Origin of the sequence: uncultured Tateyamaria sp. (assembly GCF_947496075.1) — a bacterium.
GTDB lineage: Bacteria > Pseudomonadota > Alphaproteobacteria > Rhodobacterales > Rhodobacteraceae > Tateyamaria.
This window is the reverse complement of sequence record NZ_CANMBJ010000001.1, coordinates 548,278-568,467: the sequence shown is the minus strand read 5'-3', so window position 1 is coordinate 568,467 and position 20,190 is coordinate 548,278. Positions and strand designations below refer to the sequence as shown.

Genomic DNA, 20,190 nt, shown 5'->3' with positions numbered 1-20,190 from the left:
CTTGGCGGATGGAGTATGCGAGAGGTGATTTGGCCAAAGGGTAGATGGGCGCAGTTTGCATTGCGCGGTCCTGAGTGTTGATTAAGCACCGATCAGGACAGCGTTTTCTGCATACCCAGAAATACCGTGTCATTCCTGTGTAACCTGCTATGTGCAGCGCACATAACAGACCCGCATTTGGTGCAATGGTTATTAACCCTCTGATGGTTTAGACGCCACCGATCGCGCCCCCACGAGCAGACGGATTCCGAATGGCCTTTCTTGATAATCTCAACACCAAGACCCGCTTCGGCGATTTCTCAATCGCGCCGGGTGACACCAAGCTGACACCGGGTCAGATCAAGACGGATTTGCTGTCGGGGCTGACCGTGGCGCTGGCGCTGGTGCCCGAGGCGGTGGCCTTTGCCTTTGTCGCAGGCGTGCACCCGCTTGTCGGTCTCTATGCGGCGTTTATGGTTGGTTTGATCACCGCGATCTTTGGCGGGCGTCCCGGCATGATTTCCGGTGCGACGGGCGCTTTGGCCGTCGTCATGGTCGCGCTGGTGGCGCAGCATGGGGTTGAATACCTGTTTGCCACGGTCGTCCTGATGGGGCTTTTGCAGATTTTTGCGGGCGTGATGCAGTGGGGCAAGTTCATCCGCCTTGTTCCGCACCCGGTGATGCTGGGGTTCGTGAACGGGCTCGCCATTGTGATTTTCCTGGCACAGCTGACGCAATTCAAAGTGCCGGGCAGTGCCGAGGCATCCGGGCATGGTATGGCAGGTGGCGATTGGCTGTCGGGCATGCCGCTTTTCTTGATGCTGGGGCTGGTTGCGTTGACGATGGCAATCATCTGGCTGGCGCCGCGCGTGACACGCGCCATTCCGGCACCGCTGGCGGGTATCGGAATTGTTGCCGCCATCGTGATTGCCTTTGGTTTGGATGTGCCGCGTGTAGGTGACCTTGCTTCGATCCAGGGTGGGTTGCCTCCATTCCACATTCCGATGGTGCCGCTGACATGGGAAACGCTTGAGATCATCCTGCCTTATGCGGTCATCCTGGCTGCCATTGGTCTGATCGAAAGCCTTCTGACCCTGAACCTTGTGGGCGATCTGACCGGGCAGCGCGGCGGGGCGAGCCAGGAGTGCATTGCCCAGGGCGTCGCCAATACCGCAACCGGCTTCTTCGGTGGCATGGGCGGATGCGCGATGATCGGTCAATCCATGATCAACGTGAAATCGGGTGGGCGCACACGCATTGCCGGGGTTGCTGCAGCGCTGTTCCTGCTGGCCTTTATCCTTGTCGGCTCATCGATCATCGAACTGATCCCGCTGGCCGCTCTGGTCGGTGTGATGTTCATGGTGGTAATCGGGACATTTGCGTGGAACAGCCTCAAGATCCTGCGCAAGGTGCCGCTGACAGATGCCTTCGTCATTGTTCTGGTGACTGTTGTGACAGTGATGGAGGACCTTGCCGTCGCTGTTGTCGTAGGTGTGATCGTTTCCGCGTTGGCCTATGCGTGGAACAACGCCCGCCGAATTCACGCCAAGACCTATACCACCCCTGAGGGCGCGCGCGTCTATCAGGTGCAAGGGCCGCTGTTCTTTGGCTCGGCGACTGGCTTCATCGAGATGTTCAAGGTCGAGTCTGACCCGCGCGAGGTCATCATCGATTTTGCCGATAGCCGTGTCGTGGATCAGTCCGCCCTTCAAGCGATCGAAGCCGTGGCCGGTAAGTATCAAGAGGCTGGGAAGCGCGTTCAGCTGCGTCACCTGACGCATGATTGTCACAAGCTGCTGACCAAGGCGGGTCACCTGATTGTCGACAGTGATGATGACCCTGATTACGAGATCGCGACGGATTACGGCGTACGCACTGGTATTTTGGGCGGACACTGACGTCTGTTGGCTTTTTGGATCGGGCCGGTGTCATCCGGCCCGTGCCACTTTTGTTTGGAAATGCTGCGGCTTTTCCTAGTTGGTGATCACGCCAACACCGGCGCCGACAACGGCCCCTTCGACGCAGCGTCCATCTGTTAACACTTCGCCTGCTGCACAGCCGATAGCGCCGCCAACGACCGCGCGTTCAAGCGTGCTGTCGCCGCAGGCTGCAACCGTCGTCATGGCTGCCATGGCAGCGAGGGCAAAAAATTTACGCATGGGCTGAACTCCTGAGCCTATTTAATATTGCGCTACGCTAGCACGCGGCTTTCTGAGGCTCGAAACGATAACGCCCTATGCGTGGAATTGCGCGCCAAATCGCCGATCGGCGCCGCATTGTCATAGGGCTTTTGCGGCCTAAACTCATCGTTGATTGCTGGCCTGACCACTTTCTTAATACGTGTATGCTCTGCAAACTGCCAATCGCAGTTGGACCCATGGACAACTCAGGCTAGAGAATGATCAGAAGTGAAATGACTGGGGGCACGGAATATGGCGGGTGAAAGTGGGGGCGGGCATGCATCGCCGTCTTGGTTTGTTGCGCCGGGGGAAGGGGATTCCCTGGCATGGATTTCACTGATCTTCATTGCGCTGGCCCTCTACGGGCTCGTATCTTTGTATGCCGCTTTCGACCGCTGGGCTGAACATCAGTCCAAGGGCACGCCGCTGGCCAAAACGATACCAACCATGCTGACCATTGCGCTGCTCTACGAGATTTTTCCCTTGGGGCATTTCAATATCCTGTTGCCGCTCAGCGCAATCCTGATTGCACTGATGGCGGACTGGTCACGGTTCAACCTTCGTCGCGACGAAATACCATCTACAGAATACCCCGATGCCGCGACGCAAACAGGGACCGACCAGGTGGAGCCGCGGAATGTTTGAACTGCTCCTGACTTCGTTCCCGGTCGTTATCCGGTATTTCCAACTCAAGCGCCGAGGCGAGGCATTGACGGTCTGGAACATGCGCACGGCGGTGTTCCTGTGGGCGATCATGGCCTTTACGCTCTTTCTGGTGATCTTCTATTTCCACCCAAAATCCTATTCCGGCCTGCTGCCGTTCCGCACTGTGTCCGTTGTGGCTCAAACCAGCGGTCCGGTTACTGAACTGCCCACTGTGAACGGACAACGCGTGTCGAAGGGTGACCTTCTGTTTCGTATTGAAAACAGTGCCCAGGCTGCGGCCGTCAAACAGGCAGAGGCCGAATTTGACCGCCTCGCAGCCGCTGAGGTCAAGGCGCAGGACACACTGCTTGTGGCGCAGGCCAGCGTGATCGAAGCAACCGCATCGCTGGAAAAGCTGCAGGTCGATCTGGAAAACGCGCAAACCTTGCTGGCCCGCAATGTGGGGACGCAGGATACGGTGCGCGAACTGGAATCCGCCGTGGCTGTCGCCGAGGCGGAAAAGGGCGCGGCCGAAGCGCAAGCCGATCTGGCACAATCCGACATCACACAGGCCATCCCGGCCGAGCGTCGCGCCGCCGAGGCAGCGCTGGAGCGCGCCCAGGTAGCGCTGGCGCAGACAGAGGTGCGCGCCTTTTCTGATGGTGTCGTCACCCAGCTTGCTATGAGCGTGGGCAGCCCGGCGTCCCAGCTGATCCTGAGCCCGGCGATGGTGATCATCCCTGACCGACCCGAAGGCGTACCCATTCGTATCACTGCAGGTTTTTCACAGGTCGCCCGCGCCACGTTGTACGAGGGGATGCCCGCCGAGATCGCCTGCGACAGCAATATCGGCCTGTCATTCCGCAATGCGGTTCTGCCTGCGCGCGTGGCGTCCATCCAACCTGCCATCGCGGCAGGGCAGGTGGTGCCCGGTGGTCGGCTGCTTGAGCCGGAAAACGGGCTGCAACGCGGATCGATGCTGGTCTACTTTGAGCTTGAGCACCCCGAGCATGAGGCGATCATGGTCGATGGGGCGGGGTGCATCGTCCAGACCTATACCAGCAATCTCAGCGGCGTGACCGGACACATCATTGCGGCCACAGGCGTGGTCAAGGCGGTGGGGCTGCGCCTGAAGGTCTGGGGCGCCCTGATATCCGGCGTAGGGCTGGCAGGTGGCGGGGCACATTAAAGAGCTTCGCCGACCTGCTTGATCAGCAGGTCGTCAATGCTTCGACGTCACAGGCCTGCAGTGCGGGCACTGCTTCCGCGATGCGGTCTGCGGGCCAATCCCACCAGCGGAGCTGGTTGAGTGTTGCGATATCAGCGTCGGAAAAGCGCATCTTGACCACCTGTGCCGGATTGCCGGCAACAATGGCGTAGTCTGGAATGCTGCCCCTTACCACGGCTCCGGCCCCGACGATCACGCCGTTGCCGATCCGCGCACCGGGGCACACGATTGCGCCGTATCCCAGCCAGACGTCGTGTCCGATCACCGTGTCGCGGGTGTCCGGTTGAAAACCCGCCATTTGCGTTTGGTCGAAGATGGGAAAGGGAAAGGTGGTCAGTCCATCCATGGCGTGGTTGGCGCCGGATGTGATGAACCGCACCCCGTGTGCGATCTGGCAAAACCGGCCAATCCGCAGCTTTTCGGGTCCGTATCCGAACATGTAGGGGGCCAGATGCGCCGCCCAATCCGCTACCGGGGCAAAGTTTGAGGCGTAGGTGTAGTCACCGATCTCCCACCCAGGGTGATCGATCACCCTGTTCAGAAACACGGTGCCCTGATGCTCTGAACCGTCGGGCAGGGTGATGGGATAGGCGCGTCCGGCGTCTGGAAAGGTCATTCGCCGGGTCGTTTCAGGCTAAACTTCTCGCGCACAACCGAATAGTCGCGGTATCCCAGCCGCGTGAGCGGATTGTATTGCAGCACGTCAAAGATGCCGTCGACGATGCAGTCGTCCCGCAGGTGCACGCCCACAACTTCGCCGAACACGACATAGTTGGCTTCCCCCTCGATTTTGGTGATTTGCGTCATGCGGCATTCCAGCGAGGCCGGGGATGCGGCGACACGGGCACAGTTGATCTCGGAACAGTCCGCCTTGTCGATTTGGGCAAGCGCAAACTCATCCGTGTCCGCTGACCACTCGCCCGAGGTTTGGTTCATGGAGTCCTTCATCGCGTACTCCACCACGTTCACGCAGAAGACGCCCGTATCTCGGATGTTGGCCACGCTGTCCTTTGTCCCGTCGCGGTCGGGCTTGGTGCTGGTTGATGCGAACATGACCTGCGGTGGGACATAGGCCACGCCGTTGAAGAAAGAATAGGGGGCAAGGTTGTCGGATCCATCGCTGCCCCGGGTCGAAATCCAGCCGATGGGGCGGGGTGTTACGATGGCGTTGAAGGGGTTATGCGGCAGGCCGTGGCCATCGGCGGGGCGGTAGAACATGCGGGCTCCGTTTCGTGCGTTTGCGCAAGGGTTACCTGCATGCTAGGGCGGGTTCCAGCCCATAAGACCCCGGACCAAACGCACCGACCATGTATCATCTGAGCACAGAGACGCCCGACGATCGGTGGGAGGTCGAGGCCCTGTATGACCTGTGCTTTGCACCGGGGCGCGAGGCGTTGTCATCCTACCGTTTGCGCGATGATGTGCCCCCGGTGGTGGGGCTGAGCCATGTGGCGCGGGATATTGATGGCATCCTTGCGGGCGCGATCCGGTATTGGCCTGTGCAGATCGCGGCTCAGACAGCGCTTTTGCTGGGGCCGGTAGCTGTCCACCCCACCCGGCAAGGAGAGGGGCTTGGGGGCGAATTGATTGAAACCTCGCTTAGGCAGGCAGTGCAGTCCGGGTGGGACCGGGTAATGCTGGTGGGCGATGCCCCTTATTACAGCCGTTTCGGATTCCAGAAACTGCCCGGTATCATCATGCCGCCGCCGACCAACCCTGAACGTGTATTGGGCCGTGACCTGACGGCCGGTGCGTGGACTGGTTTGCGCGGCGACGTCATGCGTTTCGGTTGATAACGCGCCCGTGTCATCCCATGTTGAAGGGATGAACGAAATTATCCTTGTTCCCAAACCCTTGGACACAGATGCAGAACTGGATCGACTGGCGCGCCGTTACAAGGCTGCGGGAGGCCTTGGCATTCAGGTCCTCAACACTCTTGGTACGCGGGCCGACGGGCTGCTGGGTCGATTACCCGGCCCCGTACGCGATCAATTGGATGGGGCGACCCGCGCGGCGCTTGTGCAGGCGCTGGGCGCGGCAAGCAGGTCGCGCGGCGTGGTGCCGGATCAGGCCGAATGGCTGAATGCGACCGTCAGTGCCGCCATGGGGGCTGCAGGTGGCTTCGGTGGACTGCCCACTGCGTTGGCTGAGCTGCCCGTGACCACAACGCTGCTGTTGCGCGTGATCGAAGGTGTGGCCGTGGAACACGGATTCGATCCCGCCATGGACTCCGTCCGATTTGACTGCGTGCAGGTCTTTGCCGCTGCTGGCCCGCTTGAGCATGATGATGGGGCGGATATCGCCTTTCTGTCCGCCCGTATGGCGCTGAGCGGTGCGGCCATGCAGGCGTTGGTCGCACGCGTTGCTCCAAGGCTTGCCGTGGTGATGGGGCAAAAGCTGGCGGCACAGACCGTCCCAGTATTGGGCGCTGTCGCGGGTGCTGCCACGAACTACGCCTACACCAGCTATTACACCGACATGGCCCATGTGCATTTCGGACTCCGCCGCCTCGCGGTCGAGGCGGATCAGCCGCACGAGATCATGGTCGAGCGGCTCCGGAGCGAGGTTCTGGCGCTCAAGTAGCGCCGCCTGAGATAGCCGATTGCGCAACTGAGGTTGCCTTGATCACGGCGAACACAGACTGTCCTTCGCGCAGACTCATGGTCTGCACCGCCCGCGCCGTGATCCTTGCAAGCAACGCGTCACCGCCTGCGTCCAGTGCGATCGCTGCGCCCGGGCCGTCGCCCGCACGAATGGCAGTGATGGTCACCGGCAGAATGTTTTGCGCGCTCAACCCTTCGGGACGTGACAAGGACAAGAGTACATCCTGCGCCAGCACGCGCAGGCGCACTGCTGCCCCAACGGGGGCTTGCACACCCATCAACTGGACCCTGCCTGCAGCAAGCTGGAGGGTGCTCAGACCATCTTCTCCATGTGCCTCCACCCGCGCTCGGAGTACGGCACCAGCCTCACGTACACCCAGTAGCGGCACGGCAGCCGGATCGGCCATCACGTCAAAGATCGGCCCCTGCCGTGCCACGCGCCCCCCGGCCAGCAGCACCATGTGATCGGCCAACCGTGCAACCTCGTCCACGGCATGGCTGACATAAAGGATCGGCACGCCCGCTTCGCGCTTGAGCCGATCGAGATAGGGTAGGATCTCGGCCTTGCGGGGGCCATCCAGCGCGGCCAGTGGTTCGTCCATGAGCAACAGGCGCGGGTTCGACAGAAGCGCGCGCCCGAGGGCCACGCGCTGTTTCTCTCCGCCTGAAAGCGTCGCGGGTCGGCGATCGAGCAAGGCACCAATCCCGAGCATTTCGATGATCCGGGGGCGATCCGAAGCCCGCGCACCGTAGCGACCGGCGTAGTCCAGATTGTCGGCCACGGTCATGTGCGGGAACAGGCGGGCATCCTGAAACACGTAACCCACACGGCGTTTGTGGACGGGCAACGTGTCAAAGCGCAGACCATCAAGGGTGATCTGCGCATGATCAGGGCGCAGCAGGCCGGCAACGGCATTCACGATGGTCGTCTTGCCCGCACCCGAGCGGCCAAAGAGGGCGGTCACACCCGGCCCGGCCTCGAACGCGACATCCAGCGCGAAATCACCCAAGCGGTGACGGAGGGCGACAGACAGAGTCATTTACCCGCGATCCGGCGCGCAACCCTGCGCGCCAGCCATTCCGACAGGGCCACGGCCCCCAGTGCGATGATGCAGGCCCAGAGGACCAGCCGGATCGCCGCATCCTCTCCGCCCGGCACCTGCAACAGGGCGTAGATGGCCGAGGGCAAGGTCTGCGTCTCTCCAGGGATGTTGGCGACAAAGGTGATGGTGGCCCCGAATTCGCCCATGGCCTTGGCAAAACCCATGACCGCACCGGCCAATACACCGGGCAGGATCAGGGGAAGGGTAATCGACCCAAAGACGGCCCAACCGGGGGCGCCGAGGGTGAGGGCCGCATCCTCGATTTTGGGGTCCACGGCTTCGATGGCAAGGCGAATGGCGCGAACCATCAGGGGGAAGCCCATGACCATGGCGGCCAGTGCCGCACCGGTCCAGCGAAAGGCGAGGACAAGACCGAATGTCTCTTCCAGAAAGCGCCCCGCAGGGCCGTTACGGCCAAAAGACAGAAGCAGAAGGTAGCCGGTGACCACCGGGGGCAGGACCAGAGGCAGATGGACCAGCGCGTTCAGCACCGATTTGCCCCAGAAGTCTCGGCGGGCAAGCAGCCAAGCGATCCAGATGGCAATGGGCAACGCCAGCAGCGTGGCAGTTACGCCAACCAGCAGCGACAGGCGCAGGGCAGTCCATCCGGCTTCGTCCAGCATCATGGCAGGCGAAACCCGGCGGCGGTGAAAACGTCGGAATGTGTCGCGACATGATCCAGGAAGGCGGACCCGCCGGGGCTCAGGGCGAGACCCGGATACAAAATGGGCGGGTGCGCATCGGCAGGCACTTCGAACACCACGGACACGTCATCGCTCGCGGTTGCATCAGAGGCATAAACGATGCCCAATGGCGTTTCTCCGCGCGCGACGAGGGCAACGGCGGCACGGACATTCTCGGTTTCGGCCAGCTTTGGGCGCAGCACGGTCCATGTGCCCATGCCCTCTAACCATGCTTGCGCATATATCCCCGCGGGCACGGACATGTGCTGACCCATGGCGAGCCGCCGGCCGTCAAGCCGCGCGAGGATCGTTTCCGGTTCGGGGCCGGGCAGGGCAGGCGCCCCTGCAGGGCCAATGATCACAAGGGTATTGGATAGAAGTGGCCGCGCTGTATCCGGGGCATGACCCTCTTGCACTAGCCAATCGGACCACGCGACGTTCGCAAGGATAACGGCATCGGCGGGTGCCCCTTGGCTGACCTGACGCGCTATTGCACCACTGCCGCCGTAGCTGATGACAACCTCGCCGTCCCACGCGTGGGCTACTTCATCAAGTGGACCTTGCAGCGAGGCGGCTGCAAAGACCCGGACGGTCTCTGCAGCACTGGCGGTTGCCACGAGCCACGCCGTACAAGCGAAGGACAAGCCCTTGATCCATCTTGGAGTTTTCATCGGGCAGAACTATTGGGCAATGGCGGCTTGCGCTCAAGCCCAAAAACGGTGCGGTTCGGCCCCAGTGTTCCCGGCGCATGTAACGCTTTTTTCACGTTACGGTGCGTAGTTACGGGCCGAAACTGGTCTTTCTTGGTTAATTCCAGTATAACAGTCCGAATAACGGAGGGCAGGGCAGTGACGGCCCCGATGATAAAACAGCTTCCCCTTTCGCTGGGGCGCGCCAAGAAAGCAGACGTACGGACGCAGTTCGCCGCGCTGTGCTACCGCATCAAGAACGACAAGGTTCAGGTGCTTCTGGTGACATCGCGCCGAACCAAGCGGTGGATCGTTCCGAAAGGATGGCCGATCGATGGACAAACACCCGGCGATAGTGCCGCGCAAGAAGCGTGGGAAGAGGCCGGTGTGGTTGGTCGTGCTGACCAACGCCCGCTTGGCATGTTTTCGTACAACAAGCATATGGGTGACGACGACGGTCTGCCTGTCGCGGCCATGGTCTACGCCGTGAAGGTCAAGTCACTGTCCACCGACTACCCTGAGGCGGCAGAGCGGAAGCGCAAATGGGTGACACGAAAAAAGGCGGCGCAAATGGTGGATTCCCCCGAATTGTCGCGCATCCTGCGTGACTTTGACCCAAGGTTTCTGGTCTGATTTCTGACCTTTGTGCCTTTGACGGCACCGCCGGGTCGCATATGTGTGAAGCACGATGATCAAATACACACTCAAATGTGCCGATGGGCACGGCTTTGAAAGCTGGTTTGCCAGCGCAGATGCCTTTGATGGTCTCAAGGCAGCTGGGCACGTGTCTTGCGCGATCTGTGGCAGTGCGAAGGTGGACAAAGCGATCATGGCACCGCGCGTCCGCACCGCGCGCGCGACGGAAACTGACGTGTCTGACACCGGCACTGATTTGAGCCAACCCGGATCAGAGGTGGAAGCGGCCCTGATCCAGATGCGCGAGACGGTTGAGAAGAACGCAACCTATGTGGGTGGCAACTTTGCATCCGAGGCACTGGCACAGCATCTGGGTGAACAGCCCGATCGCCCGATCTGGGGCGAGGCCAACCGCGAAGAAGCCAAGCGTCTGATCGAAGACGGCGTGCCGGTTGCGCCGCTTCCTTTTGTTCCATCACGCAAAGCGAACTGATTTTCATGCATGTTTTGATCACCGGGGCCACGCGAGGCATTGGAGCCGGGTTGGCCGAGGCTTACCGTGCACAGGGCCATGATGTGACCGGCACTGGCCGGTCGTCTGGGGCCGAGGTCACGCTGGATGTCACCCAACCGTCCGATCATCGCGCAATGGCTGCTCAGCTTGAGGGGCGACCTATTGATCTCTTGGTGTGCAATGCTGGCGTTTATCTGGACAAGGGCAATGAGCTTGAGACCGGTTATGCCCCCGATCTGTGGGCGCAGAGTTTTGCGGCCAATGTAACGGGCGTCTTTCTGACCATACAGACCCTGTTGCCCAACCTTCGAGCAGCGCCCGCACCGCGTATCGCAATCATCTCGTCGCAGATGGCTTCGCACACCCGTGCGCCGGGTGGCAGTTATATCTACCGTGCGTCCAAAGCCGCCGTGCTGAACCTTGGCCGTAACCTTGCCTCTGAGCTTGCGGGGGAGGTGGCGGTGGGTATCTATCATCCGGGTTGGGTTCAAACGGATATGGGCGGCGGAGGCGCCGACATTACGGTGGATGAGGCAGTGTCGGGTTTGGTGGAGCGGTTTGACACCCTGAGCCATGAAACGACCGGCTGTTTTGAAACATGGGACGGGCGCGCCCACGCGTACTGAGTGCGATGCGTCAAGCTGTGGTTCAATGGACGCGCTGGCGCGCGGCTCGATTTGATTTGTGAGGGGCGCTGCCCCTCACGCTCCCCGTGGTATTTTCAGTCAGAAGAAGGCCGCATGTCACGTGTTGCTGGGCTGTCCTTGCAACTCTTCATGTGGGGGGATAAAGGCAGGCGGACGGAAAATTGGGGCCTTTCATGCCTGTTCTCGTGATGAAATTTGGTGGCACATCGGTGGCCACTTTGGACCGCATCCGGCGCGCCGCCAAGCGCGTGGGTGTCGAGGTGGCCAAGGGCTATGATGTGATCGTCATCGTGTCCGCCATGTCCGGCAAGACCAACGAATTGGTGGGGTGGGTCAATGAAACGTCGCCCCTGTTTGATGCGCGCGAATATGACGCCGTGGTGTCGTCGGGTGAAAACGTGACGGCGGGCCTCATGGCGCTCACCTTGCAAGAAATGGACGTTCCGGCGCGCAGCTGGCAGGGCTGGCAGGTGCCGCTCAAAACCAACTCTTCGCATTCCAGCGCCCGGATCGAAGAGATCCCGCCTGACAACATCAATGCCAAGTTTGGCGAAGGCATGCGCGTGGCTGTGGTCGCAGGTTTTCAGGGGATCAGCCCCGAAGGCCGGATCACCACGCTGGGCCGGGGCGGGTCGGACACCACCGCCGTTGCCTTTGCCGCCGCGTTCGACGCGGAGCGTTGCGACATTTATACGGATGTCGATGGCGTCTACACCACTGACCCCCGTGTGAGCCCCAAGGCGCGCAAGCTCGACAAGATCGCCTTCGAGGAAATGCTGGAACTGGCATCGCTCGGCGCCAAGGTGCTGCAAACCCGGTCTGTTGAGCTGGCGATGCGCTACAAGGTCAAACTGCGCGTGCTCAGCAGTTTCGAGGAACAATCCGACGAGGCCGGCACGCTGGTCTGCGATGAGGAGGATATCATGGAAAGCAATGTTGTGGCCGGTGTGGCCTTTTCCCGGGACGAGGCGAAAATGACGCTGGTGTCGGTCGCGGACCGCCCGGGCATCGCCGCCACCATCTTCTCCGCGCTCAGTGATGCGGGCGTGAACGTGGACATGATCGTCCAGAACATCTCGGAAGAGGGGCGGACGGACATGACCTTCTCCTGCCCCACAGACCAGGTGGCACGTGCGGAAAAGGCGATGGCCGAAGCCAAGGGCGAAGGGATCATCAATTTCCACGAACTGATCGCCGACACGGATGTGGCCAAGATCAGTGTCGTGGGTATCGGGATGCGCAGCCACACCGGGGTTGCGGCCAAGATGTTCCAATGCCTGAGCGCCGAGGGTATCAACATCAAGGTCATCACCACGTCCGAGATCAAGATCAGCGTCCTGATCGACCGCAAATACATGGAATTAGCGGTTCAGGCCCTGCATGACGCGTTCGAGTTGGACAAGGCCGCCTAAACCCCCATGTAGAGCGCAACCGAGACGTCAAGGGACGATCCTATGTTGCGCATGCTCTACGCTCTGATCCTCTCCATTTATGCGATCCCGGCCTTGGCCAACACTTTGCCCGAACGGGTCGGGAACGCGCTGCTTCATGTCATCGCGCATGAGGCCGGGCACGCCGTTTTGCGCGAATTCGATCTACCGATCCTTGGTCCCGAAGAGGATATTGCCGAGGATTTCGCCACCACCTTCATCTATCTCACGCTGCCTGACCGGGCCGAAGCGATCATCGAGGCGCGCGCCGCGCAACATCGCGCCGATGGCGCTCGGCCTGGCCCGTTTTCCGAATACCGCCCGGATGATCAAATGGCCGGGCGCATGATTTGCCTGCTGTATGGCTTTGATCCGGATCTTTACACCGCGTTGGCCGATCGCAACGCAATGGACGAAGACGTGCGCGACACTTGCGCCGATATTGCCCCCGAACTGTTGCGCAGCTGGCGGCGGACCCTTGCACCGCTGTGGATCGACCCAGAGGCGCGCGTGACCGAGGTGGGCCTGCGCGCGGACCCGGACCTGGAAGCGATAGCCATCGCCAATCGCGAACTGGTCGAGGTCGCCCTGACCATGCTGTCCCGTATTGATTGGCACTCCCGCATCACGCTGGACTTGGCCCAATGTGACGGAACAGCCGGTTGGAAGCGCAATGGGCGCAGAATTTTCCTGTGCAGCGCGTATGTCGACAGGATGGTTGCCCAGTTGGCAGAGTGATCCGCCTGCTGCCGCGGATTACAGCGCAAATACTACTCATACGGGAATAATGGCGACTGGCAGGTCGCTTTGGCGTTTCTCTTTGCGTGTTGCTGTGATCTAAGCTGATGTCGCAGAATGGACGTGGGGACAGCGCGGCAATGGCCGAACGCCTTGAAACTGAAAGCCGCAAGCTGCTGGGCCGCTTGCGCGACGCGATGGCGGGAGATGACCCTGGCCAGGCGCGGCTGGACAAGATCACGCATCTGATTGCGAACAGCATCGGGTGTGAGGTGTGTTCGATCTACCTGTTCCGAGATGAAGAGACGCTTGAGCTTTGTGCGACCGAAGGGCTGAACCCCGACTCGGTGCACCAGACACGGATGCGTTTGGGGGAAGGTTTGGTGGGTCGCGTGGCCCGTAGTCGGCAGGTTGTGAACACCGCGGATGCCCCAAGCGCGCGCGGGTTCCGCTATATGCCCGAGACGGGGGAAGAGGTGTTTTCCAGCTTCCTCGGTGTGCCGATCCAGCGGCTGGGCGAGTCGCTTGGCGTGCTGGTCGTACAATCCAAGGAGGCACGCGAATTTTCTGCCGATGAAGTCTATGCGCTTGAAGTTGTCGCCATGGTCCTCGCTGAAATGGCAGAGCTTGGTGCCTTTGTGGGGGAAGGTGCTGCCATGGGCGCGCGCCATTCGCAGCCCGCGATGCTGCGTGGCACCGTCGCCCAGGAAGGCGTGGCCGAAGGACATATCTGGCTGCATGAGCCACGTGTCGTTGTCACGAACCCGATCGCCGATGACCCACATCGCGAATTTGAGCGGCTGACCGAAGCGGTTGAGGAACTGCGCGTAGGTGTCGACAAGATGCTGGCGCTGGCCGCTGACAAGGAACAGGCGCAGGTGCTGGAAGCCTATCGCATGTTTGCCAATTCCAAAGGGTGGATGCGGCGCATGCAAGAGGACATCAGCAATGGCCTGAGCGCGGAAGCTGCTGTGGAAAAGGAACAATCGCTGGCCCGGGCGCGTATGGGGCAGGCGACCGACAACTACCTGCGGGAACGGTTAAGCGATCTGGACGATCTGTCGAACCGTCTGCTGCGTATTCTGACCGGGCAGGGGGCGGACACCGGGGCCGAGATGCCGGCGGACCCCATCCTTGTGGCACGCAATATCGGACCTGCCGAACTGTTGGACTATGGGCGCAACCTGCGGGCCATCATCCTGGAAGCCGGCTCCGTCGGCAGCCACGCCGCCATCGTTGCGCGCGCGCTGGCGATTCCGCTGATCGTTCATGTGGACCGGGCGACGCTTGAGGCGTTGAACGGCGATCATGTGATGGTAGATGGCGAGCAGGGGATCGTTCACCTGCGCCCGGATGACACGGTGGTCACGGCCTTTCGCGACAAGATGGCGATGCAGGCAGCAGCGGTTGAGCGTTATGCCTCCATCCGTGACAAGGCAGCCGAGACGCTCTGCGGATCGGTTGTGTCGTTGCACATGAACGCAGGATTGATGGCTGATCTGCCTTCACTGGAGGGGTCCGGGGCAGAAGGTGTGGGGCTGTTTCGCACAGAATTGCAGTTTCTTGTCCGAAATCAGATGCCAAAGCGGTCAGAACTGTCGGCGCTTTATGCCCGTGTTCTTGATGCTGCGGGTGGCAAGCCGGTGGTGTTCCGGACGCTCGACATCGGGTCGGACAAGGTATTGCCCTACATGAAACCCAATGACGAGCCGAACCCGGCGTTGGGTTGGCGCGCGATCCGCGTGGGGCTGGACAAACCGGGTGTGATGCGGATGCAGTTGCAGGCGCTGATCCGCGCGGCAAACGGGCGTCCGTTGACGGTGATGTTCCCCTTTGTCGCGCAATACGAAGAATACACCCGTGCCCACGCCGAGGTGGACAAAGCCATGGAGCGTGAGGCGCGGCTGGGCCATGTGCTGCCGGAGACTCTCAAAGTGGGTGCGATGCTGGAAACCCCAAGTCTCGCCTTTTCCCCTCAGAAGTTCTTTGAAGAGGTGGAGTTCCTGTCCATCGGGGGCAACGATCTCAAGCAGTTCTTCTTTGCGGCCGACCGCGAGAATGAGCGCGTGCGGCGGCGCTATGACACGCTGAATGTATCTTTTCTCAGCTTCATCGAGCGCATCGTTGAGCGCTGCGACCAGACAGATACACCGCTGTCGTTCTGCGGTGAAGACGCAGGTCGTCCGGTTGAGGCGCTTTGCTTTGCGGCCATAGGTTTGCGCAGCCTGTCCATGCGCCCGGCGTCCATCGGCCCGGTCAAGTCCTTGTTAAGACGTTCAAATCTGGACGAAGTGCGCAAAGTCATTGCTGACGCACGCCACAGGGGTGATATGAGCGTCAGGCCGGCCATTATGGACTATTTGCGCGATCAGGGTTGATGCCCTGCAAAGTCGTTTAGAAGCAAATTCTGGCGACGGTGTTTGAACGCCTTGCGTCATTTTCAGCCGTGATGCGGGTTTTCGCGGTACTGCAGTGCTGTCAGGGATCAAGACAGCGCTCGCCAACTCAAGTTACATTCTGATTTCAGCTTTATTTTATATTTATGCCGGTCATATAGTGTCAGAAATTTCAATAAACGGACAACACAAAGAAATACTCACAGCTCACTCGACCCCTTCGCAAAGCACAAAAAAGCCGCCACCTGCATCGCAGATGGCGGCCTGTTTTGCGTCCGAAACCGCTTAGCGCAGCCGCTGCTCCGATGTGGCGTCAAAGAACATCACGCGATCATCATCAAAGCTGACGGTCACCTCGGTGCCTTCGTCCATCGCCATGTCACCGCGCGACTCGACAATCAGACGTTCTCCGGTAGGGGTGGTCAGATAATCATAGGCCACACCGCCCAACCGTTCGCGGATGTCCAGCTTGATCGGTGATGTCCCCTGATCCAAGGCCATGTCCTGTGGACGCACGCCAACGGTCACTTCACTCCCCGCCGCGGGCAGTGATACAGATGTGGGGATCACGCGGTCGGCCAGACCGGGCACCCGTACACCGCCATCTTCCACAACGCCCTTGACGAAGTTCATTGCGGGTGAACCGATAAACCCGGCCACGAACTTGTTGTCCGGGTCCTGATACAGGTGCATAGGGCTGCCGACCTGTTCGATGTAGCCCGCGCGCAGCACCACGATCTTGTCGGCCAGCGTCATCGCCTCGACCTGATCGTGGGTGACATAGATCATCGTGGTGCCGAGTTCCTTGTGCAGACGGGCAATCTCCACCCGCATGTCCACGCGCAATTCGGCATCTAGGTTCGACAGGGGTTCGTCAAACAGGAACACCTCGGGTCCACGCACAATCGACCGGCCAATGGCCACCCGCTGACGCTGACCGCCGGACAGGGCGGCGGGTTTGCGCTTCAGATAATCATCCAGCTTCAGAATCTTCGACGCGCCATCGACCTTGCGCTTGATCTCGGCCTTGTCGACACCGTTCATTTTCAGGCCAAAGCCCATATTTTCCTCGACCGTCATATGCGGGTACAGAGCGTAGGTCTGGAACACCATGGCCACCCCGCGCTCGGCCGGGTCCATATGGGTCACATCGCGTGCGCCGATGTTGATCTGGCCGTCGCTTGTCTCCTCCAGCCCTGCGATCATGCGCAACAAAGTCGACTTGCCGCAGCCCGACGGGCCAACAAAGACGCAGAACTCTCCATCCTCGATGGTCAGGTCCACACCATGGATGACCTGTGTGGCTCCGTACCTCTTGATGGCCTTTTGCAATGTCACACCGGTCATGGTGGTCCTCCCTTATTGACTTGGAAACTGCCAATTGGCAGCGGCACTCGCGATGTCGCGCGCAGTGGATTGAAGATGTGGCGCAAGCTGACCCAGATCGGCTAGGGATTTGCGTGCGGTGGATGTGGTGACGCTCAGCGCGCCGATCGAGCGGCCTGCATCCGAAAGAATCGGGGCAGCCACACATATGATGCCGGGCTCGTGCTCCTCGCGGTCGTACGCAACGCCCTCGGCGCGAACCTCGTCCAATTCAGCGCAAAGCGATTCGCGATTGGTATGCGTGTGCGCCGTATGCGCGAACCACGCTTGCTGAGACAGGGCAATGTCCAGCGCATCAGGGGGCAGAAAAGCCATCATCGCCTTGCCCACGCCAGTGCAATATCCCGGGCCGACCTTGCCTGCCTGGCTGAACATCTCAAGCGGTTCTGCCGCGTTGCGTTTGTCGACATACAGCACCTGACCGCCATCCATCTGCGCAAGATGCACAGTTTCGCCGACCTGCGTGCTCAGTTCGTCGATAAAGGGGCGTGCGATAGGGGCCAAAGAACTCTGCCGCCAAGCGGCATGTGCCAAGCGGACAAGGCGCAAACCGGGGGCATAAGTCTGGCGATCGGTGTCATATCGCAGCATCCCAAGCGCGGTCAGCGTCTGGACAAGACGGTACAATGTGGCCTTGGGATGGGGCGACAATGACAGCAGCTCGGAAAACCGCACAGGACGCTCCAGCTGGGCGACAAGGTCCAGCACTTCCAACGCCTTGGCAATGGTTCCCTCCCCCGAACGGGGGGCTGCATTATTCATCTGTCTCCTCCCAAGACGCCACGCATGAAACTTGTTGACCTGCGCGTCGTGTCCCCGCATAGTTCCAATAGTTGGAAACCGGTTTCACTATGTGGAACTTCCACAATGCGGGGGCCGGTGTCAAAGAAAATCTGAATTTCGTCGCCGACAGGAAGACTTCAGGCTCGGCGGCGAAGCGTAATGGAACCAACGGGAGGAGAACCATGTTCCTTAATCTTAAAACCGCGGTTGCGGCCATTGCTCTGTCAGCTGTTGCTGGCACAGCATTCGCGCGCGACCTGGTCATCAACTTCGATGACCTGAATCCAGGCCCGAAAAAGGGCTTCGAAGATGCCGTGGAAAAGTTCAAAGCTGAGAACCCGGACATCAACGTGATCGTTAACATCAACGACCGCGAAGCGCACAAGACGGCGATCCGCAACTTCCTGACCGCTGACGCGCCTGACGTGACCAGCTGGTACCCGGGCAACCGTATGGCTCCCTTTGTTGACGCAGGATTGTTCCAGCCCGTCGATGACGTGTGGGAAGAAAACGGCTTCTCCGAAGATCTGTCGGCGATCAAGGCAACCATGAGCCGCGACGGCAAGATCTGGGGTGTGCCCTATTCCTACTACCAGTGGGGCATCTACTACCGCAAAGATATCTTTGGCCTGCTTGAGCTGGAAGAGCCCCAGACATGGGACGAGTTGCTGGCGGCCTGCGGCAAGATGAAAGAGAACGGCGTCACGCCCTTCACCATCGGCACCAAGTTCCTTTGGACCGCCGCCGGTGTGTTCGACTACATCAACCTGCGCACCAACGGCTATGACGTGCACAACGCACTGACGGCAGGCGAGATCAAGTACACCGATCCCCGCATTGTCGCGACCTTCGACAACTGGGAGCAGCTGATCAACGAGTGCGGCTTTGTCGACAACCACGCCTCGATGTCCTGGCAGGACGCGATTGCGCCTTTCGCCAACGGTGACGCGGCGATGTACGTGATGGGCAACTTCTCGGTCGACGGCTACAAGAACGCTGGCCTGACCGAAGACCAGATCGACTTCATGCCGTTCCCGACGATCAGCGCGGATGTGCCTCCGGCGGAAGAAGCGCCTGCGGACGCATTCTTTATCCCGACAAACGCCAAGAACGTTGAAGACGCCAAGAAATTCCTGGCCTTTGTTGCGCGTCCTGATGTGCAGACCGATTGGAACAAGACCATCGGCCAGCTGCCCATCAACTCCAAGGCGGACATCTCGGATGACAAGTTCATCCAGGAAGGCTTTGCCCTGCTGAACGCGGCCACCGGTCTGGCGCAGTTCTATGACCGTGACGCACCTGCGGCCATGGCCAAGGCGGGCATGGAAGGCTTCCAGGAGTTCATGCTGGACCCGTCCAAGAAAGACGCGATCCTGCAGCGTCTGGATGAAGTCCAAGCCGAGGTTTACTAAGACCTTTCCGGGGTGGGCATGTCGTGCCCACCCCTTCTTCATTTTATTGATTAACCTTCTGTAAACACATATTAATTCGTGTGGTTTCAAAAGGTTATGTTTGTCCCCGCGGGGACAGATGCCCCAGCTCAGGAGGTTGACCATGACACATGCGGTCTTGCCCGAAACCGAAACCCGGTCTGAACCGGGATGGCTCAGGCGCAACAAGCTGGCCATCGCCCCGTGGATTTTCCTGATCCCCGCCTTGATCTTTTTCGCGATCTACGTTGTCATCCCGATCTTTGAATCGCTGTGGCTGTCGCTTTATCAGTGGAACGGTCTCTATGATGCCGAGGGCAACTCGACCGCCGTTTGGGTGGGGTTCCAGAACTACGTGAAGCTTTGGGATGATCCCAATTTCTGGACGTCCCTACGCAATAACATTGCGTGGCTGGTCCTCTACATGCTCGCGGTTCCGCTGGGTCTTTTTATCGCGCTGTTCCTGAACCAGACGGTGACGGGGATGCGCTTTTATAAGTCGATGTTCTTCTTTCCATTCGTGATCTCACAGGTGGTGGTCGGCCTGATCTTTGGCTGGTTCTACAACCCGGATTTCGGTGTGGTGGGGACCGTGTGGAAGGCGATGTTCTGCGAGGAAACGACCAACATCCTTGGCAACACGACCTTTATTTGCGAGCGCCCCGTGCCCGATATTCTATCGAGTGAACAGTGGGCGACCTACGGCATCATTGCCGCCGGTCTGTGGCCGCAGATTGCATACTGCATGATCCTGTATCTCACCGGCCTCAACAACGTGGCCGCTGACCAGATTGAGGCGGCTCGTCTGGACGGGGCCAAGGGGTGGAAGATGCTGTGGTACGTGGTTGTGCCCCAATTGAAACCGGCAACTTTCATCGCTGTGGTCGTGACCGTGATCGGCGCGCTCCGGTCCTTCGATATGATCGCCATTATGACCCAAGGCGGGCCGTTCGGATCAACCAACGTTTTGTCGCACTACATGTTCGAAGTTGCGATTTCCGAATACGGCGAACGGTACGGCTATGGCTCGTCCGTTGCGACGGTGCTGTTCGGTATCATGTTGTTCTTCATCAGCTATTTCCTGTGGCGCATGTACCAGGACGAAAAGGGAGGGCGCTGA

21 protein-coding genes are annotated in these 20,190 nt (G+C 60.1%); 13 read left to right on the top strand and 8 right to left on the bottom strand.

Features of this window, described 5'->3' with window-relative positions:
* Positions 1–251 precede the first annotated feature (251 nt).
* Positions 252–1,877 carry a SulP family inorganic anion transporter gene (locus Q1A51_RS02875; RefSeq protein ID WP_299209054.1) on the top strand — a complete coding sequence of 542 codons (1,626 nt, stop codon included), beginning with the start codon at positions 252–254 and terminating at the stop codon, positions 1,875–1,877.
* A 75-nt stretch (positions 1,878–1,952) separates the two neighbouring features.
* Here Q1A51_RS02875 and Q1A51_RS02870 read toward each other — a convergent pair whose 3' ends face one another.
* Complete coding sequence (locus Q1A51_RS02870) at positions 1,953–2,138, bottom strand: hypothetical protein (protein WP_299209057.1); 186 nt, start codon at positions 2,136–2,138, stop codon at positions 1,953–1,955.
* A gap of 273 nt (positions 2,139–2,411) precedes the next feature.
* Here Q1A51_RS02870 and Q1A51_RS02865 point away from each other — a divergent pair, with 273 nt between their 5' ends.
* Both Q1A51_RS02865 and Q1A51_RS02860 read left to right on the top strand, forming a co-directional pair.
* Entirely contained in the window at positions 2,412–2,804 is a 393-nt protein-coding gene (locus Q1A51_RS02865) for a hypothetical protein (protein WP_299603617.1), read from the top strand.
* The gene (locus Q1A51_RS02860; RefSeq protein WP_299603616.1) at positions 2,797–3,993 is read left to right on the top strand and encodes a biotin/lipoyl-binding protein; all 1,197 of its coding nucleotides are present in this window, start codon (positions 2,797–2,799) and stop codon (positions 3,991–3,993) included. Before Q1A51_RS02865 ends, Q1A51_RS02860 begins: the two co-directional genes overlap by 8 nt.
* Positions 3,994–4,015: 22 nt before the next feature.
* On the opposite strand, the gene Q1A51_RS02855 is transcribed toward Q1A51_RS02860, so the two are convergent.
* On the bottom strand, positions 4,016–4,648 hold the full coding sequence (locus Q1A51_RS02855) for a CatB-related O-acetyltransferase (RefSeq protein ID WP_299603615.1): 633 nt from the start codon (positions 4,646–4,648) through the stop codon (positions 4,016–4,018).
* Positions 4,645–5,250, bottom strand: a complete 606-nt coding sequence (locus Q1A51_RS02850) for a flavin reductase family protein (protein ID WP_299603612.1) — start codon at positions 5,248–5,250, stop codon at positions 4,645–4,647. The genes Q1A51_RS02855 and Q1A51_RS02850 overlap by 4 nt, the downstream gene beginning before the upstream one ends.
* 89 nt (positions 5,251–5,339) lie before the next feature.
* Here Q1A51_RS02850 and Q1A51_RS02845 point away from each other — a divergent pair, with 89 nt between their 5' ends.
* Together Q1A51_RS02845 and Q1A51_RS02840 are read left to right on the top strand one after the other, a co-directional pair.
* On the top strand, positions 5,340–5,825 hold the full coding sequence (locus Q1A51_RS02845) for an N-acetyltransferase (RefSeq protein ID WP_299603609.1): 486 nt from the start codon (positions 5,340–5,342) through the stop codon (positions 5,823–5,825).
* A 31-nt stretch (positions 5,826–5,856) separates the two neighbouring features.
* Positions 5,857–6,615 (top strand): EcsC family protein, encoded by a 759-nt coding sequence (locus tag Q1A51_RS02840; RefSeq protein ID WP_299603606.1) that lies wholly within the window; start codon positions 5,857–5,859, stop codon positions 6,613–6,615.
* On the opposite strand, the gene modC is transcribed toward Q1A51_RS02840, so the two are convergent.
* Genes modC through modA form a run of 3 tightly spaced genes read right to left on the bottom strand, consistent with a single transcriptional unit; the run spans position 6,608 to position 9,092 of the window.
* A complete protein-coding gene (gene modC, locus Q1A51_RS02835; RefSeq protein WP_299603603.1) occupies positions 6,608–7,675 on the bottom strand; it encodes a molybdenum ABC transporter ATP-binding protein in 1,068 nt (355 codons plus the stop codon). The genes Q1A51_RS02840 and modC overlap by 8 nt on opposite strands.
* Positions 7,672–8,364: a molybdate ABC transporter permease subunit gene (gene modB / locus Q1A51_RS02830; protein ID WP_299603600.1), complete on the bottom strand. Its 693-nt coding sequence runs from the start codon at positions 8,362–8,364 to the stop codon at positions 7,672–7,674. The genes modC and modB overlap by 4 nt, the downstream gene beginning before the upstream one ends.
* The gene (gene modA / locus Q1A51_RS02825) at positions 8,361–9,092 is read right to left on the bottom strand and encodes a molybdate ABC transporter substrate-binding protein (RefSeq protein WP_299603597.1); all 732 of its coding nucleotides are present in this window, start codon (positions 9,090–9,092) and stop codon (positions 8,361–8,363) included. Before modA ends, modB begins: the two co-directional genes overlap by 4 nt.
* Before the next feature lie 189 nt (positions 9,093–9,281).
* Between modA and Q1A51_RS02820 the strand changes: the two genes are divergently transcribed.
* The 6 genes from Q1A51_RS02820 to ptsP all read left to right on the top strand — a co-directional run bounded on the left by Q1A51_RS02820 (position 9,282) and on the right by ptsP (position 15,453).
* Positions 9,282–9,743: an NUDIX hydrolase gene (locus Q1A51_RS02820; RefSeq protein ID WP_299209084.1), complete on the top strand. Its 462-nt coding sequence runs from the start codon at positions 9,282–9,284 to the stop codon at positions 9,741–9,743.
* A gap of 55 nt (positions 9,744–9,798) precedes the next feature.
* The gene (locus tag Q1A51_RS02815; RefSeq protein ID WP_299603593.1) at positions 9,799–10,239 is read left to right on the top strand and encodes a DUF1178 family protein; all 441 of its coding nucleotides are present in this window, start codon (positions 9,799–9,801) and stop codon (positions 10,237–10,239) included.
* Between the two features lie 5 nt (positions 10,240–10,244).
* The gene (locus Q1A51_RS02810) at positions 10,245–10,886 is read left to right on the top strand and encodes an SDR family NAD(P)-dependent oxidoreductase (protein ID WP_299603590.1); all 642 of its coding nucleotides are present in this window, start codon (positions 10,245–10,247) and stop codon (positions 10,884–10,886) included.
* A 194-nt stretch (positions 10,887–11,080) separates the two neighbouring features.
* Positions 11,081–12,319, top strand: a complete 1,239-nt coding sequence (locus Q1A51_RS02805; protein ID WP_299603587.1) for an aspartate kinase — start codon at positions 11,081–11,083, stop codon at positions 12,317–12,319.
* A 42-nt stretch (positions 12,320–12,361) separates the two neighbouring features.
* Positions 12,362–13,075: a DUF4344 domain-containing metallopeptidase gene (locus Q1A51_RS02800; protein WP_299603585.1), complete on the top strand. Its 714-nt coding sequence runs from the start codon at positions 12,362–12,364 to the stop codon at positions 13,073–13,075.
* A gap of 140 nt (positions 13,076–13,215) precedes the next feature.
* Positions 13,216–15,453, top strand: coding sequence for a phosphoenolpyruvate--protein phosphotransferase (ptsP, locus tag Q1A51_RS02795; protein ID WP_299209096.1), 2,238 nt, complete (start codon positions 13,216–13,218; stop codon positions 15,451–15,453).
* Positions 15,454–15,756: 303 nt separating this feature from the next.
* Here the strand turns inward: ptsP and ugpC are convergent, their stop codons facing one another.
* Complete coding sequence (ugpC, locus tag Q1A51_RS02790; RefSeq protein ID WP_299603583.1) at positions 15,757–16,818, bottom strand: sn-glycerol-3-phosphate ABC transporter ATP-binding protein UgpC; 1,062 nt, start codon at positions 16,816–16,818, stop codon at positions 15,757–15,759.
* A 12-nt stretch (positions 16,819–16,830) separates the two neighbouring features.
* On the bottom strand, positions 16,831–17,619 hold the full coding sequence (locus tag Q1A51_RS02785) for an IclR family transcriptional regulator (protein WP_299209102.1): 789 nt from the start codon (positions 17,617–17,619) through the stop codon (positions 16,831–16,833).
* A gap of 203 nt (positions 17,620–17,822) precedes the next feature.
* Here Q1A51_RS02785 and Q1A51_RS02780 point away from each other — a divergent pair, with 203 nt between their 5' ends.
* Positions 17,823–19,052, top strand: coding sequence for an extracellular solute-binding protein (locus Q1A51_RS02780; RefSeq protein WP_299603581.1), 1,230 nt, complete (start codon positions 17,823–17,825; stop codon positions 19,050–19,052).
* 142 nt (positions 19,053–19,194) lie between these two features.
* Positions 19,195–20,190: a sugar ABC transporter permease gene (locus Q1A51_RS02775; RefSeq protein WP_299603579.1), complete on the top strand. Its 996-nt coding sequence runs from the start codon at positions 19,195–19,197 to the stop codon at positions 20,188–20,190.

Bases quoted from the DNA above. Each gene is read 5' to 3' on its own strand.
- Q1A51_RS02875 (WP_299209054.1), top strand. From the start codon at position 252: ATGGCCTTTCTTGATAATCTCAACACCAAGACCCGCTTCGGCGATTTC.
- Q1A51_RS02870 (WP_299209057.1), bottom strand. From the start codon at position 2,138: ATGCGTAAATTTTTTGCCCTCGCTGCCATGGCAGCCATGACGACGGTT.
- Q1A51_RS02865 (WP_299603617.1), top strand. From the start codon at position 2,412: ATGGCGGGTGAAAGTGGGGGCGGGCATGCATCGCCGTCTTGGTTTGTT.
- Q1A51_RS02860 (WP_299603616.1), top strand. From the start codon at position 2,797: ATGTTTGAACTGCTCCTGACTTCGTTCCCGGTCGTTATCCGGTATTTC.
- Q1A51_RS02855 (WP_299603615.1), bottom strand. From the start codon at position 4,648: ATGACCTTTCCAGACGCCGGACGCGCCTATCCCATCACCCTGCCCGAC.
- Q1A51_RS02850 (WP_299603612.1), bottom strand. From the start codon at position 5,250: ATGTTCTACCGCCCCGCCGATGGCCACGGCCTGCCGCATAACCCCTTC.
- Q1A51_RS02845 (WP_299603609.1), top strand. From the start codon at position 5,340: ATGTATCATCTGAGCACAGAGACGCCCGACGATCGGTGGGAGGTCGAG.
- Q1A51_RS02840 (WP_299603606.1), top strand. From the start codon at position 5,857: ATGAACGAAATTATCCTTGTTCCCAAACCCTTGGACACAGATGCAGAA.
- modC (WP_299603603.1), bottom strand. From the start codon at position 7,675: ATGACTCTGTCTGTCGCCCTCCGTCACCGCTTGGGTGATTTCGCGCTG.
- modB (WP_299603600.1), bottom strand. From the start codon at position 8,364: ATGATGCTGGACGAAGCCGGATGGACTGCCCTGCGCCTGTCGCTGCTG.
- modA (WP_299603597.1), bottom strand. From the start codon at position 9,092: ATGAAAACTCCAAGATGGATCAAGGGCTTGTCCTTCGCTTGTACGGCG.
- Q1A51_RS02820 (WP_299209084.1), top strand. From the start codon at position 9,282: ATGATAAAACAGCTTCCCCTTTCGCTGGGGCGCGCCAAGAAAGCAGAC.
- Q1A51_RS02815 (WP_299603593.1), top strand. From the start codon at position 9,799: ATGATCAAATACACACTCAAATGTGCCGATGGGCACGGCTTTGAAAGC.
- Q1A51_RS02810 (WP_299603590.1), top strand. From the start codon at position 10,245: ATGCATGTTTTGATCACCGGGGCCACGCGAGGCATTGGAGCCGGGTTG.
- Q1A51_RS02805 (WP_299603587.1), top strand. From the start codon at position 11,081: ATGCCTGTTCTCGTGATGAAATTTGGTGGCACATCGGTGGCCACTTTG.
- Q1A51_RS02800 (WP_299603585.1), top strand. From the start codon at position 12,362: ATGTTGCGCATGCTCTACGCTCTGATCCTCTCCATTTATGCGATCCCG.
- ptsP (WP_299209096.1), top strand. From the start codon at position 13,216: ATGGCCGAACGCCTTGAAACTGAAAGCCGCAAGCTGCTGGGCCGCTTG.
- ugpC (WP_299603583.1), bottom strand. From the start codon at position 16,818: ATGACCGGTGTGACATTGCAAAAGGCCATCAAGAGGTACGGAGCCACA.
- Q1A51_RS02785 (WP_299209102.1), bottom strand. From the start codon at position 17,619: ATGAATAATGCAGCCCCCCGTTCGGGGGAGGGAACCATTGCCAAGGCG.
- Q1A51_RS02780 (WP_299603581.1), top strand. From the start codon at position 17,823: ATGTTCCTTAATCTTAAAACCGCGGTTGCGGCCATTGCTCTGTCAGCT.
- Q1A51_RS02775 (WP_299603579.1), top strand. From the start codon at position 19,195: ATGACACATGCGGTCTTGCCCGAAACCGAAACCCGGTCTGAACCGGGA.